A 14095-nucleotide genomic window follows, 5' to 3' on the forward strand; every position below is an offset into this window, starting at 1 on the left:
GTGGCCAGTGTGCTGGGTCGGGAATACCCCTATCGCCTGCTGTCACGGCTGACGCTGCCCTACACCACGCACGAGTTGGACGCAGACCTTCAGCGGTTGACCGACCATGGTTTGCAGGAGGCGATAACCAACGGATACAACTACGCGTTCCGCCACGCCTTGATGCGGGATGTGGCTTATGACAGCCAGTTGCGCGCGGTCCGCAGAGAGCTGCACGGGCAGGTTGTCGATCTGGTCGATAGCGAACCGCCGCTGGCTCGGGATGTCCCCGATATCCTGCTGGCTGAGCATTGTTTGGCTGCGGAGCGGACAATCCGGGGGTTGGAACTATTGTTGCAGGTGGCCGAAGATGCGCTGCGCCGTTTCGCCCTGCGTGCTCCGCGTTCAATTCTGGAACGTGTTCTTGCGCTCTCTGCTGAGCTGGTCCCGGGCAGCAGGCGGGATCTCATCCAACTGAAAACGATTTCGTTGTTGGGGCCTCTGATCACCTTGCTAGATGGCCACCGGTTGGCTTCGGCTTTGTATCAGACCGGCAAGGATCTGTATTTTGCTGTCCACGCGAGTGAGCGTGCGCCTTTCTTTCCGGTACTTTGGGGATGGTGGTTCACTGCCGGTGACCTGATCGAGCAGACGCGGCGATCCGAAATTCTGATACGAGATGTCACGCCGGATGCCGACAGGGTGTCAAGGTTACAGGCCTTGCATTGAGGCTGGGCGACACTGTTTGATGGCGGCGCACATGATCGCTGTCTGACAGCGATTACTGATGGCCTGTCGCTCTATGACACCGAAACAGCACAGCGGTCGCGGTATCAATATGGCCATGATGCCCGGGTGTGTGGGCTGGGCGAGCGCGCGTTGAGCGCGTGGTTGACCGGCCAGCTGGACCTGAGTACGCAATCCATCCAGGCATGTGAGGAATGGGCGGACGAGATCGGGCATTTGCGGTCACGCCTGCACGCGCTGGACATCGCCATGCAGGTTGCGTTCTTCAATCGGAATCCGTCGGGGATTGACCGGGTTTTGTCCAAGATCGAGTCCATATCGCAGGCCGATGCGGTCCCGGTCATCGCCGCAAAACGACAGATCTTTCGGAGTTGGGCACAGGTCAGGAACGGCGGTGATGCCGACATCGAAGCCGTGGAACAGGGTTTGCACGCACTGCACGGGTTCGGTGTTTTGGAGGACACGCCCTTTTATGCGGACATCGCAGCGGAAGTGCGGGCCCAAGGCGGAGCGTCCTCGCGCGCGGTCGGGCGGCTTGAGGATGACATTGCCGACGCAAAGGCAACCGGTCTGACCTTCTGGTTGCCGGAGCTGCTGCGCCGCAAGGCCGTTCTGACCGATGGTGCAGCTGCCGAAGCCGCACTCGATGAGGGCTTTCAGATCGCGCAAGCCCAAAACGCGCAAATGCTGGCCCTGCGTAATCTCTCAGCTCGGATTGACCTGGGATTGGCGATCCCATCGGATCAGGTCGCGACAATGGCCGAAAAGATTGGTCACGTCTCAGATTGCAGGCTGCGCCGGCAGGTCGCCAATGCGCTGGGAATCTGATCCGGTCGCCCCAAACGTGTTGTCCTCGGCATTGGAGGGCGATGCGTCCCACGGTCTCGAACCAGGGAGATACTGGGACCGACTCCGCCCCCATCTCAACCGCTTCGGGATCAGCCGCGTTGCCGACATCACTGGGCTGGATCGGATTGGCTTTCCGGTGATGTAGGCCGTGCGCCCTATGGCGCAATCGAATGCAGTTACGCAGGGAAAGGCCGAAAGCCCGGAAGGCGCCGCAATAGGCGCAGTTCTGGAGTGTCTGGAGATGGCGGCGGGTGAGAATCTGGACCGGCTGCCGTTGGTCCCCTCGGGCGATACGGGGCTGTGGTCGGACCTGGCGCCGGGTGCCAAGTGGCCAACGGATCAGCCCCCGTTTGTCACGGCGTGGGATCTTGCAAATAACGAACCGGCGGCGGTGCCGCGGGACCTGATCTGCACGGATTTCTCACGTGGCGCGGCGGCAGAGGCTGCACCGATATTGCGCCATTCCATTGGCTTGGGGGCCGGTGCGACTCTGGGCGCTGCGCTGATGCACGGTCTATTGGAGTGCATCGAAACGGATGCACGGATCAGGTGTGAGTTTTCGGGTCGGGCCGATAGAGTTGCGTTGGATGAGACGCACTTAGTCTATGGCCCATTGTTGTGTCGCCTTGCGGAGTTGGGGATGCGCGTGGTTGTGCGAAATCTGTCGTGCAGTGATTGTGCCTGCGTGATCCACGCATCCGTCATGGAGGCACCGGGTGCCTCAGCGCTGCCGTTACCGGCGTCTGGATATGCTGCGCGAGCTTGTCCGCATGCCGCGATAGCGGCCGCTTTGGCTGAGGCCGTGCAAGCCCGTCTCGCGGTCATTTCCGGCGCCCGCGAGGACATTACTCAGAGGTTATATGCGCACGGCTACAGCCGGATCGAATTGGAAGCGGAATGGGCGCGCCATGGGCCTGGCGCCGCAGAACCGATCGAAGAAGAGCTCGCCCGACATTTGAGCGTGCGCGATCTTGCCTCTCAGGTGGGATCCGCCTTTGCGGTGCCGCTTTTTTGGGATTCTGATCTGCCGCTTGCCATCACCAGAGTCATTGCGCCCGGTCTGATCGCGGACCCCCAGAGGATTGCAGCACAGCCATGACCCAGCCCGTAACTCACAGTGCAGAACGTCCCGTGGTGTTTCTTGGGCCCAGCCTGGGTTTGGACGAAGCCCGGACAATAGTTGAGGCTGACTTTCGGCCTCCGGCAGGTCAGGGCGATATCTTTCGCGCCTGCGCGAGTGCTCCGCCAGCCATTGCATTGATCGACGGGATTTTCAAAGACGCCCCAACCGTGCGCCATCGGGAAATACTCTGGGCCCTGTCGCAGGGCATTCCCGTCTTTGGCGCGGCCAGTATGGGGGCCTTGCGGGCTGCGGAGCTTTGGCGCCAAGGAATGATCGGTGTCGGTTTGATCTTTCGTTGGTATCGGCGCTATGCGCTGTTGCCCGACGATGCAGTTGCGGTGGCTTTGTTGCACAAATCGGCCGATGGGATTCACTGTGTGAATCCAGCGTGATAGCTGAGGTGGCATGAGCAGTTGGTCCCCTAGGAAGTACAAGACCAAGAACTGGCCTTCGTACAACACCGCGCTGAAGCAACGCGGTTCACTTTCGATCTGGCTTGATCCCGAGATGGAATGGTGCCCGCCCGCAACCGGTAAGCGCGGGCATCAACCGGAGTACAGCGATGCCGCGATCCAGGTTTGCCTCACATTGAAGGTGCTGTTTGGGATGCCGCTTCGCCAGACCACCGGCTTCGTCGAAAGCTTGGTGCGGCTGGCAGGGCTCGGCTGGAAAGTGCCAGACTTCAGCACCCTTTGCCGTCGTCAAAAGACGTTGAGCGTCTCCATCCCATATCGTGGCGGAACTGGGCCGTTGCATCTGCTGATTGATGCGACCGGGATCAAGGCTGAGGGTGAAGGAGAATGGAACGCGCGTAAGCATGGCGGGAGCAAGAAACGCCTGTGGCGCAGGCTTCACCTCGCAATGGATGAGGAAACCCTGGAAATCCGTGCGATTGGTGTCACGACAAGCAACATCGGCGATGCCCCAATGCTGCCCGACCTGCTGGAACAAATCCCACCGGATCAAGAGATTGCCACCGTCACCGCTGACGGGGCTTACGGCACGCGAAGATGTCACAATGTAATTGCTGCTCGGGGAGCCGCTGCCATCATCCCACCGCGCAAAAATGCCCAGCTTTGGAACCCAACCACGGCGGGCGCCATCGCGCGAAACGAAGCCGTAAGAGCCTGCAAATATCTCGGACGGGCATTGTGACGAAAGTTGAGCGGATATCACCGACGAAGCCGCGCAGAGACAAAGATGAACTGCGTCAAACTGCTTGGCCAAGGCCTCATGGCACACGACTTTGATCGGCAGATCGCTGAGCTTCAGGTCCGGATTGTCGTGCTCAACCGTTACACGGCTATTGGCATACCCGTCACAGAGCCTGTAGCATAAGTCCGTCTCGGGTAAGGGGAAATCCGCTCAAAACCCGATTTGTGCAACAAAGCCCCGCTGAGGTGTGCACCCGATCATCGCCGCGCTGGAAATACTGCGTTGCTTCTTGCTGTGCCGGGCCTTCCTCACTTTGGAAAACCCCAACATCACGACAATCAAGCGTACCCCCATCCAGAATGGTATTTACTTTGCAGCACAGGGGTGTTGGGTGGCAGCATGATCCCTATCTTCTGTCATGACACGAGGGAGCCCGAGGCGTGACCGATACCAGCGTGGCCCAGCCGAGGTCCGGAAAGTTCTTTCTGACCCGACCGGACGAGTTTGATCTGGACAACAAATACACCGAGGCCGCGCTTGAACGGCATAAGCGCGAGGGGTTGGAACTGGCGGTGCGCGCGCGCTGGATTGCGATGGGGCTGACCGCCGTCCTTCTGGTCTATCTTAACCCGAACTGGGACGTTCTGTATTACCACTTCATTCTGGCCCTGATCTGCGCCAATGGCTGGCTGATCCGTCGGGCGGGCCGGGTCGGGCAGTCGCGGGTCGAGTTATTGCTGATCTTTTTCGATCTGCTGATCATGACGCTGGGAATGGTGGCCCCCAATCCGTTCAGCGACGATGTGCGGCCCTTGGCGATGCAGTACCGGTTCGATAACTTCCAGTATTTCTTCATCATTCTGGCCGCCGGGACGCTGGCTTATTCATGGCGCACCGTGATTGCCATCGGGTCATGGACTGCTGGCATGTGGACCATCGGCTGGATCGCCGCATGGTGGTTTGCCACACCCATCCCGGGACTGAGCGAACAGGTGTCCAAGGCCTTTGCCGGGTTCCCCGACGTGGCAGAGTTTCTCGATCCCAACAGCTTCATGATCCCGCAGCGCATTCAGCAGGTCATCGTCTTCATGATGGTTGCGGTTACCCTCGGCGTGTCGATGCGGCGACTGAACCGCTTGTTGATGACCAATGCCGGGCTGGAACGGGAAAGGGCAAATCTCTCGCGCTATTTCTCGCCCAATGTGGTGGACGAGCTGAGCCAGAATGACGAACCGCTGAAACAGGTCCGTAAAGAGAATATTGCCGTGTTGTTCATCGATATCGTGGGCTTCACCAAATTCGCGGCGAACCGAGACGCCTATGAGGTGATCGAACTGCTGCGCGGCTTTCACGCCAGGATGGAGACAGAAGTCTTCCGACATCACGGTACCCTGGACAAGTATCTGGGCGACGGTCTGATGGCCACCTTCGGCACGCCGGTCGCGGGTGAGCGGGACGCCACCAACGCGCTGGCCTGCGCCCGGTCGATGGTCGACGTCATCGAACGCTGGAACCTGGAGCGGCGGCGCGCAGGTGATCCCGAAATCCAGGCGGGAATAGGGCTGCACTACGGTCAGGTGGTGCTCGGTGACATCGGTGCCAACCGGCTGGAGTTCGCGGTGATCGGCAATGCGGTGAACGTAGCCGCCAAGCTTGAGGCCACGACCCGTGACTTGCAGGCGCGCGTTGTCATCAGCGATGCAATCCGGACGCAGACACTGGCGGAATCCGCCAAAGAGGCAGATTTGCTAACGGGCTTTGAGTCTCACGAAAGCCAGGCCGTTCGGGGTTTGGAAGCGCCGATGACTGTCTGGTCTCTGGATTGAGGCAAGCCTTCGCTCACCCAGCGGTGGGCTGAGTTTCATAGTGAGACGCATTCCGGGTTTTCTGGTATGCTGACCTTCTGAATTTATTTTTTGATGATTTTAGGAGGACGCCATGAGCGACTTTATTATTCTGCGCAACAAGAATGTTGGCCGGACATTTGAGGAAGGCCTCGGTCCCAGAAACCTCGCAGCAAGCGATGCACCCGAGCCGGAGCTGAGCGTCGAATCTCTGGAAGGAACGGATATCCGAGATGCGCAGGCCGATCCCGAAGTCGTCGAAATGGCTCGATCGATGCCCACCCGTTTGATCGAACCGACGGAAGGCGAGGCACCGGCCGGGGCTGAGCCGACCTGGGGTGTGACTGCCGTGGGGGCCGACACAGCAGCCGAGGATGGCTCCGGTGTTCGGGTCTGCGTGCTTGATACCGGCATCGACGCGGGCCATGCGGCGTTCGCCGGGGTGAATCTGATCGAGCGGGATTTTACCGGATCGGGGAATGGCGATGTGCAGGGCCATGGCACCCATTGTGCCGGAACCGTCTTTGGCCGCGACGTGGACGGCACCCGCATCGGTGTGGCGCCGGGCGTGACGGATGCCCTGATCGGCAAGGTGTTGGGCAACGATGGAAGCGGGCAGTCGGACTGGCTGTTTCAGGCGATGAACTGGGCCTCGGACAACAATGCCAAGGTGATCTCGATGTCGCTTGGTTTCGATTTCCCGGGGCTGGTCGAACGGCTGGTCGAGCAAGATGTGCCGGAGTTGCTGGCAGCTTCGATCGCGCTTGAGGCGTATCGGATGAACCTGCGCGTGTTTGACCGGATCATGGACCTGATGGCGGCCCGGGCCGCGTTCAATGGTGGCGCCGTCGTGTGTGCGGCCACCGGGAACGAGTCGCTGCGTGACGTAAGCCCAGATCTTGAGGTCAGCGCCTCGCTACCGGCGGCTGCGCGTGGGATCGTCTCGGTGGGTGCGGCATCTCCGAACACCGGTGCCGGGTTCGGGATCGCTGATTTCTCGAACACCAACCCGACGGTCAGCGCGCCGGGGGTAAACGTGCTGTCGGCCAACGTCGGTGGCGGGCTGCGTGCACTGAACGGAACCAGCATGGCAACGCCGCATGTCGCCGGACTGGCCGCGTTGTGGTGGCAGCGCGCCGCCAACAGCGGCTTCCCGGCCACAAGCGAGGCGGTCAAGGCGCGGCTGCGCACGGCCAGCGATCCCAGCGTTTTTGCGCCCGGGATCGAGATTCCGTTGCGCGGGGACGGGATGGCGCAGGCGCCGAAACAGCCCTAAAACGGGTCGCGTTTGATCGGAGTTTTGAACCTGAAGACATCGGCGAGGCAGCGTTTGCGAAGCAAAACGCGTTCGCCGCTGCCGGAGAGAGCGATTTACCGCGACACGCTCTGACGCGGCAGAGGGTTGGCGGCCCTGTTGTAGGGCCGCCAGTCGGTGATCTCGGGGTAATACCGCCGCCGCCAGGCGCGCACGCGCGGGTTCATCACCCTGCGCCAGAGCGGCGGGACCATCGCCGCAATGGTCATCACCGGATAGCCGTAAGGTAGCTGTGGCGCGGCGTCATCCGTGTGATTCTGCAGCAACGGGAACCGGCGGTCGGGCTTGTAGTGATGGTCCGAGTGGCGTTGCAAGTTAATCAGCAGCCAGTTTGAGGCCTTCTGCGCTGAGTTCCAAGAATGCCGGGGGCGGACATGTTCGTATTTGCCGTCCCCCAGATGTTTGCGGGTCAGGCCGTAGTGTTCGACATAGTTCACCAGCTCAAGCTGCCAGATGGCGGTGCCCGCCTGCACCACGAACAGGCCCAACCCGCTCCACCCGCCGATCAGCAGCGCCAGCAGCAGCATCGCGCTCTGCAGCGCCCAGTAGCGCCAGAACGGGTTTGACGGATCGGTCCACGGCAGATCCCTGCGGGCCAGTTTCTCGCGCTCGGCGCGGAAGGAGGAGAGCAGGCTTTGGCGCAGCACACGCGGGTAAAAGCGGTGAAACCCCTCGTTATATCGCGCCGTCACCGGGTCGCGCGGGGTGCCGACATAGCGGTGATGGACCAGCAGGTGCTCGGACCGGAAATGTGAATAGAGCACCATCGCCAGCAGGATATCGCCCAGCCAGCGCTCGGTCCTACCCTTCTGGTGCATCAGCTCGTGGCTGTAATTGATCCCGATCGTGCCCGACAGCACCCCCATGCCGAAGAACAGCGCGATCTTTTCGACCGTTCCCAGATGGGTGCTGTGGGTGGCGCACCAGATCAGGCCGAACAGGGTCAGGAACTGGATCGGCACCCAGATCTGCGTCAGCAGGATGTACCAGTGCAGATCGTCGTCCGGTGTCTCGGGGTCCGCGTTCTGCAGCTCGGGCCCGGTCAACCCGTCCAGCACCGCAAAGGCCCACCAGGTCGATAGCGGCACCAGAACCAGCCACCAACCGCCTGCCATTGCCGACAGCCAGATCAGCGGGACCAGCAGCAGAGAGATCCAGAAAGGCAGGGCGGTTTGCCAGCGCGACAGGGTTTCGGATGCGATCATCGTTTTGTTCCAGAGCTTTGCGGCGGCAGTTTACCCTCAGTTTCGGCCAGTGCCCACCTGTCTATTGGCCGCGCCAGAGATCATGGGCCTTGCGCATCACCGTCGGCAGGTCAGAGGGGCGGAACGCGTGTTTTCCGATGATCTGCAGCCCGTCCGGTTCCAGATCGTCGGGCAGAACCGCGCCGCGCAGATGCAGGATCAAGTGAAAGTGGGTGAAGGTATGGCGAACCTCGCCGGTCAGAACCTGCCAGTCCGCCTCAAAAGGCGGCGTCTCGACCGGCGTTTCGGACCAGTCCGAGCCCGGCCAACCCAACATGCCCCCCAGCAGGCCCTTGTCGGGCCTCCGCTCCATCAGCACCGCCCCATCGGCCCGGCCGGCAAGATAGGCGTATCCATAGCGGGTTGGCTTGGGCTTTTTTGGGCTTTTCTTCGGCAGTTCGGGCGCCATTCCAGTTAGGCGTGCGCGACACGGCTCACGCAGCGGGCAGATGCCGCAGGCCGGGGATTTCGGGGTGCAGATCGTGGCCCCCAGATCCATCACCGCCTGTGCGTAATCTCCGGGACGGATCGCCGGTGTCAGCGCCTCGGCCCGCTGTTTCAGTAGCGGCTTCGAGCCGGGCAAGGGCTCGTGAATGTCGTGGAGCCGCGCCATGACCCGCTCGACATTGCCATCCAGTACGGTCTCGGGTCTGTCGAACGCAATGGCGGCGATGGCGGCGGCGGTATAGGGGCCGATGCCGGGCAGGGTCAGTAGGGCGTCATGGGTTTCGGGAAACCGCCCGCCATGCTCTTCCGCCACCACGCGCGCGCATTTCAGCAGGTTGCGCGCGCGGGCATAGTAGCCCAGCCCGGCCCATTCGCCCATTACATGTTCATCCGGTGCGGCGGCCAGCGCCTCGACCGTGGGCCAACGGGCGGTGAAACGCTGGAAATAGTCGCGCACCGCCGCAACGGTGGTCTGCTGCAACATGACTTCGGACAGCCACACGCGATAGGGATCCGGCCGCACACCTGACGCGCGGTCCGCAGGGCCCACCCGCCACGGCATCGCGCGCGCATGCAGGTCGTACCAATCCAGCAGCGCCCCGTTCACATCGAATTCAAAGTTGTCACGCAAGTTTTATTCCTCTGCCCGTCGGGTTTCGCTGGCACCCGGCCAGACGCTCACTACAATAGCGCCTGAGGAGTCGGAAACCAGATGCCGCCGAGACGTTCCACAACCCGCGGGTTCAAACGCACCGCGACGTTGCTTAACGACCAGATCCGGCGCGCCGGGGAAAGCAGGGGCTTTGCCGTGTCGCGTTTGCTGACACACTGGGCAGAGGTCGTGGGGCAGGACATCGCCGCCATCGCGCGGCCCGTCAACGTGGGCTATGGGCGCAGCGGGTTCGGGGCCACGCTGACCGTGCTGACCACTGGGCCGCAGGCGCCGATGCTGGAAATGCAGAAGGAACAGCTACGCGCCAAGGTGAACGCCGTCTACGGCTATAACGCCATCAGCCGCGTGCGCATTACCCAGACCGCTCCGACCGGATTTGCCGAGGGGCAGGCCAGTTTCGAACACAAGCCGAAACCGGCAAAACCCGAAATCGCACCCGAAATTGCCGCCGAGGCGAGCAAGGCCGCCGGAGACGTGCACGACACCGATCTGCGCTCTGCCCTTGAACGTCTGGGCCGCAACGTTTTATCCAAGCAAAAAACGCTGAGAAAGGGCTGAGAATGACCCGTTTTGCAACCGTAATCTGTGCGGCCGTCGCCATGGCCGCAGGCGCCTACTGGCTGACGCAGTCGCCCTCGAACACGCCTGCCAATCCGCTGATCGGCAGTGCCGAGGCGCAGGAGGCCGATATCGACACTTCAACCATCGTCGAGATGGTGCAGGGTGCCAAGGACGCGCCGGTCGAGATCGTCGAATACGCCTCGTTCACCTGCCCGCATTGCGCGTCCTTCCATGAGGGGCCGTACAAGCAGCTCAAGAAGGATTTCATCGACACCGGCAAGGTCAAATTCGTCTACCGTGAGGTCTACTTTGATCGCTACGGGCTGTGGGCCTCGATGGTGGCGCGCTGCACCGGGCCGGACAAGTTCTTTGGCCTGACGGACCTGATCTTCAAGGAACAGTCCAACTGGGCGCGCGCGGGCGGTCCGTCCGAGATCGTGGCTGCGTTGCGCAAGATCGGCCTGAAGGCCGGGATCAGCAACGAGCAGCTGGATGCCTGTCTGCAGGACGCTACACGGGCGCAGACGCTGGTCGCCTGGTATCAGGAAAACGCCGAGCGTGATGGGATCAACGCGACGCCCAGCTTCGTGATGAACGGCAAGAAAGTGGATAACCAGTCTTATGCCGAATTCAAGAAACTGATCGAAGCGGAACTGGGTAGCTGATGACGGCACCGCTTGCCGGTCTGAAAGTCATCGAACTGGCACGTATTCTGGCTGGCCCCTGGGCCGGCCAGACTTTTGCCGATCTGGGCGCCGAGGTCATCAAGGTGGAATCGCCCGCAGGCGATGACACCCGCGCCTGGGGCCCTCCGTTTGTGACGCGGGGCGAAGATGTTTCGGCCGCGTATTACCATTCGGCCAATCGGGGCAAGGCCTCGATCACAGTGGATTTTTCGACCCCCGAAGGGCAGGCGCAGGTGCGCGAGCTGGTGGCGGATGCCGATATCCTGATCGAGAACTTCAAGGTCGGCGGCCTGAAGAAATACGGGCTGGACTATGACAGCCTGAAACGGGTCAACCCGCGCCTCATCTACTGCTCGATCACCGGGTTCGGTCAGACCGGGCCTTATGCCCACCGTGCGGGCTATGATTTCATCATTCAGGGCATGTCCGGGCTGATGTCGATCACCGGTGAGCCCGATGGCCAGCCGCAAAAGGCAGGTGTGGCGATCACCGATGTCTTTACCGGTATATACGCGGTTACGGGCGTTCTGGCGGCGCTGCATCAGCGTGAGAGTACTGGGCGCGGACAGCATGTGGATATGGCGCTGCTGGACGTAGCGGTGGCTGTCACCGCAAATCAGGCGCTGAACTACCTGACCACCGGCAAGGCGCCCGAGCGAATGGGCAACGCCCATGTGAACCTTGCGCCCTATCAGGTCTTTGACTGCGCCGACGGGCATATCATCATCGCCACCGGCAATGATCGACAGTATCAGCGGCTCTGCCGGGTGCTGGGCCTCGATGACATGGCCGAGGCGCCCGAGTTTTTGCGCAACAAGGACCGGCTGGCCAACCGCCGGGTGATGATCGCGCGGCTGAACGGGGCGACGGCGCAATGGGCCAAGGCCGATCTGCTCGCCGCCTGCGAGGCGCAGGGTATCCCCGCCGGGCCGATCAACACACTGGACGAAGTGATGGCCGATCCGCAGGTCGTGGCACGCGGGATGCAGATTGAGCTGGACGGGGTGCCGGGCGTGCGCTCGCCATTTGTGTTTTCCGATGCGGAGCTGGCCCTGCACAGGCCCGCGCCGAAGCTGGGCGAAGACGGTTAGGGCGCAGGGGCGGCCGCCAGCATCATCGCGCGCACTTTTTCGGCCTCGGGCACATGCAGTCGCACCGGCAGGGTGATCACCTTGCTGCGGAATGCGGGTGGCAGGCGCACCGCGTCCTTCTCGGTCGTCACCATTTGCGCGCCAAGCAACTTCGCTTCATTCTCCAGCCGGGTCATCAATGCGGTCGTCAGCGGCTGGTGATCGTCCAGCGCCTCGGCCCGCAGCACGTTGGCGCCCTGCTGGCGCAAGGTACGAAAGAACTTGGCCGGGTTGCCGATGCCTGCGAATGCCAAAACCGGCGTGCTGCTCCAGTCCATCCCGGTCTGCAGGGCTCGCACCTCACCAGTGGAGTGAGGCACGGTCAACCGCACGCCCCAGGCATCAGAAAACACGCATTGCGCGTCCTCGTCCCCTAGCGATAGCACCAGATGCGCCCGCCGCAACCCGATATCGACAGGCTCGCGCAACGGTCCGGCGGGCAGGCACAGCCCGTTGCCGAAACCCTGGCCCGCATCCACCACGATTAGCGAGAAATCCTTGGCCACGGCAGGATTCTGAAACCCGTCATCCAACACGATCACAGTCGCCCCGCCCTGTGCCGCCGCACGCGCACCGGCGGCCCGATCCTTGGCGACCCAGACCTCGGCAAAGGCGGCCAGCAGCAGCGGCTCGTCGCCCACCTGGTCGGCCTTGTGTCGCCCTGGATCGACCTGCACCGGCCCGTCGAGCGAACCGCCATAGCCGCGTGTGACCACATGCGGCTCGTGCCCGGCGCCGCGCAGCTGTTCCACCACCCATATCGCCGTGGGGGTCTTGCCGGTGCCACCTGCGTTCAGGTTACCGACGCAGATCACCGGCACCTGCGCCCGGAACTCGGCGCCCGAAGCCAGCCGCCGAGCCGTGGCACGGGCGTAGATCTTGCCCAGTGGTGACAACAGCCGGGCGCGCCAGTCCAGGCGGTCCGGGCCGGTATGCCAGAACTCAGGTGCCCGCATGTTCGGCCCTCCGCCTGTCCAGCCGGTCCTGCACCATGTCGATCAGCTGATCGGTCAGTTGCGCGCCCTCGCTGACCACTTGCCAGCCCGCCAGAGCCACGCTGGCCGCCTGATCGGGCGACAGCAGCTCGACCACGCCCTTGCCCAACTCTTCGGCGGTTCGGACCTGACGCGCCGCTCCGGCATCGGCCAACCGCTTGTATATGTCCGCATGCTCGCCAACATTGGGTCCGTGGATCACCGCCGAGCCCAAAGCCACCGCCACTAGCGGATCCTTGCCGCCGGGGCCGGGTTCCAGTGAACTGCCGACGAAGGTCAGAGGCGACACCCGGTACCATAGGCCCAAGTCCTCGGGGTAGGCGGTCAGGATCACCTGCGTGGTGTCCTCGATCTCATCGCCGGCATCCCAATTGGCGCAACGCAAATCCATTGTCTCGAGCCTCTTGCGCAGCGGATCAGCCTCGGCGCCGTCGGCGACATGAAGGATCAGCACCATCCGATGGAGCAGCCGCAATGCATGACGATGAGCGGTCAGGACCGATATGAACTCTTTGTCCTGAACCCAGGCGGCCAGCCATACGGGCCGGCCTGCAAGCGCGTGATTGGTTTCGATCAATTCGTCCTCGGGCCACGGGGCGGGGTTCGAGCTGACGCGCAGACGCGCCGAAATCGCGACCTTGGCATACATCACGCCTAGCCGCCGGATCTGCCGGGCGGTTTCGTCATTCGTGACCAGAATGGATTCGAAACACTCCAACGTTTGTCGAGGCAGATCGGGCAGCCAGCGTGGCTTATGCGGGACCAGTTCCTGTGTATCGACTTCAAGCAGCACCATCGGGATATCCCGGCCCGCCGCGTCTGAAATCAGGTTGGGCAACAGACCCGCACCGGACCATAGCCCCATTTCGGGCCGCCAATGATCGAGAAACCCGCGCACGGCGCCTGCGTTGTCCTGCGGCAGCGGAACCAAGGGTGAGCAGCTTTCGCCCCACTCGCCCAAGTCGGCGTCGGAGGGCCCGGTCAACAGCACCGAGAGCTCTGCCCGTTGCGCCAGCAGGCGGCGGCACAGGTCGTTCAACGGCGCAAGACGCTCGCGCTCGCTGACATGCACCCACAGAAGCTCTCCATCGGGTCGTTGCGGCGCCCCATCGCCGTTTTGAGGCGCGCCGCGCCACGACAACACGCGGTAGGCCGCGAGGCTGAGTGAGCGAGACCGCGCCACGGGATCAGCCTGCCTCTGTCTGGGCGTTCGAGGTGAGCCCGGCCTTCTGGCCGTCGGCAAGCGTACCTCCATCGGTGCCCGCAAGCGGGGCGTCGCACGTGCCGTCAAGGGCAGGGTGCGCGCGATGGGTCAATGATCGCTCCTTCCAGTCCCGCAGGAGTGCG

13 protein-coding genes and 1 pseudogene are annotated in these 14095 nt (G+C 62.5%); 10 read left to right on the forward strand and 4 right to left on the reverse strand.

From position 1 onward, the window contains the following. The 7 genes and pseudogenes from AB3N21_RS09235 (at position 1) to AB3N21_RS09265 (ending at position 6973) form a co-directional block, all read left to right on the forward strand. Positions 1–708 carry a hypothetical protein gene (locus AB3N21_RS09235; protein WP_367934955.1) on the forward strand — a complete coding sequence of 236 codons (708 nt, stop codon included), beginning with the start codon at positions 1–3 and terminating at the stop codon, positions 706–708. Positions 709–858: 150 nt separating this feature from the next. After that, on the forward strand, positions 859–1554 hold the full coding sequence (locus tag AB3N21_RS09240; RefSeq protein WP_367934956.1) for a hypothetical protein: 696 nt from the start codon (positions 859–861) through the stop codon (positions 1552–1554). A gap of 178 nt (positions 1555–1732) precedes the next feature. Continuing rightward, on the forward strand, positions 1733–2674 hold the full coding sequence (locus AB3N21_RS09245; protein WP_367934957.1) for a YcaO-like family protein: 942 nt from the start codon (positions 1733–1735) through the stop codon (positions 2672–2674). Further along, a complete protein-coding gene (locus AB3N21_RS09250; RefSeq protein WP_367934958.1) occupies positions 2671–3090 on the forward strand; it encodes a TfuA-like protein in 420 nt (139 codons plus the stop codon). The genes AB3N21_RS09245 and AB3N21_RS09250 overlap by 4 nt, the downstream gene beginning before the upstream one ends. A 13-nt stretch (positions 3091–3103) precedes the next feature. Continuing rightward, positions 3104–4036: pseudogene (locus AB3N21_RS09255) on the forward strand (IS5 family transposase). A 257-nt stretch (positions 4037–4293) separates the two neighbouring features. Beyond that, positions 4294–5679: an adenylate/guanylate cyclase domain-containing protein gene (locus AB3N21_RS09260; protein WP_367934959.1), complete on the forward strand. Its 1386-nt coding sequence runs from the start codon at positions 4294–4296 to the stop codon at positions 5677–5679. A 112-nt stretch (positions 5680–5791) separates the two neighbouring features. Then, positions 5792–6973, forward strand: coding sequence for a S8 family serine peptidase (locus AB3N21_RS09265; RefSeq protein ID WP_367934960.1), 1182 nt, complete (start codon positions 5792–5794; stop codon positions 6971–6973). Between the two features lie 95 nt (positions 6974–7068). On the opposite strand, the gene AB3N21_RS09270 is transcribed toward AB3N21_RS09265, so the two are convergent. Further along, positions 7069–8217, reverse strand: a complete 1149-nt coding sequence (locus tag AB3N21_RS09270) for an alkane 1-monooxygenase (RefSeq protein WP_367934961.1) — start codon at positions 8215–8217, stop codon at positions 7069–7071. Between the two features lie 61 nt (positions 8218–8278). Next, positions 8279–9334, reverse strand: a complete 1056-nt coding sequence (mutY, locus tag AB3N21_RS09275; protein WP_367934962.1) for an A/G-specific adenine glycosylase — start codon at positions 9332–9334, stop codon at positions 8279–8281. Between the two features lie 81 nt (positions 9335–9415). Here mutY and AB3N21_RS09280 point away from each other — a divergent pair, with 81 nt between their 5' ends. Genes AB3N21_RS09280 through AB3N21_RS09290 form a run of 3 tightly spaced genes read left to right on the forward strand, consistent with a single transcriptional unit; the run spans position 9416 to position 11714 of the window. Further along, positions 9416–9934 (forward strand): DUF721 domain-containing protein, encoded by a 519-nt coding sequence (locus AB3N21_RS09280; RefSeq protein ID WP_367934963.1) that lies wholly within the window; start codon positions 9416–9418, stop codon positions 9932–9934. A gap of 2 nt (positions 9935–9936) precedes the next feature. Continuing rightward, positions 9937–10602 (forward strand): DsbA family protein, encoded by a 666-nt coding sequence (locus AB3N21_RS09285; protein WP_367934964.1) that lies wholly within the window; start codon positions 9937–9939, stop codon positions 10600–10602. After that, positions 10602–11714 carry a CaiB/BaiF CoA transferase family protein gene (locus AB3N21_RS09290; RefSeq protein WP_367934965.1) on the forward strand — a complete coding sequence of 371 codons (1113 nt, stop codon included), beginning with the start codon at positions 10602–10604 and terminating at the stop codon, positions 11712–11714. The genes AB3N21_RS09285 and AB3N21_RS09290 overlap by 1 nt, the downstream gene beginning before the upstream one ends. Here the strand turns inward: AB3N21_RS09290 and lpxK are convergent. Further along, positions 11711–12709, reverse strand: a complete 999-nt coding sequence (gene lpxK / locus AB3N21_RS09295) for a tetraacyldisaccharide 4'-kinase (RefSeq protein WP_367934966.1) — start codon at positions 12707–12709, stop codon at positions 11711–11713. The genes AB3N21_RS09290 and lpxK overlap by 4 nt on opposite strands. Further along, positions 12696–13931: a 3-deoxy-D-manno-octulosonic acid transferase gene (locus tag AB3N21_RS09300; protein WP_367934967.1), complete on the reverse strand. Its 1236-nt coding sequence runs from the start codon at positions 13929–13931 to the stop codon at positions 12696–12698. The genes lpxK and AB3N21_RS09300 overlap by 14 nt, the downstream gene beginning before the upstream one ends. Between the last annotated feature and the right edge of the window lie 164 nt (positions 13932–14095).

Origin of the sequence: Ruegeria sp. (genome assembly GCF_040830605.1) — a bacterium.
Lineage (GTDB): Bacteria > Pseudomonadota > Alphaproteobacteria > Rhodobacterales > Rhodobacteraceae > Ruegeria.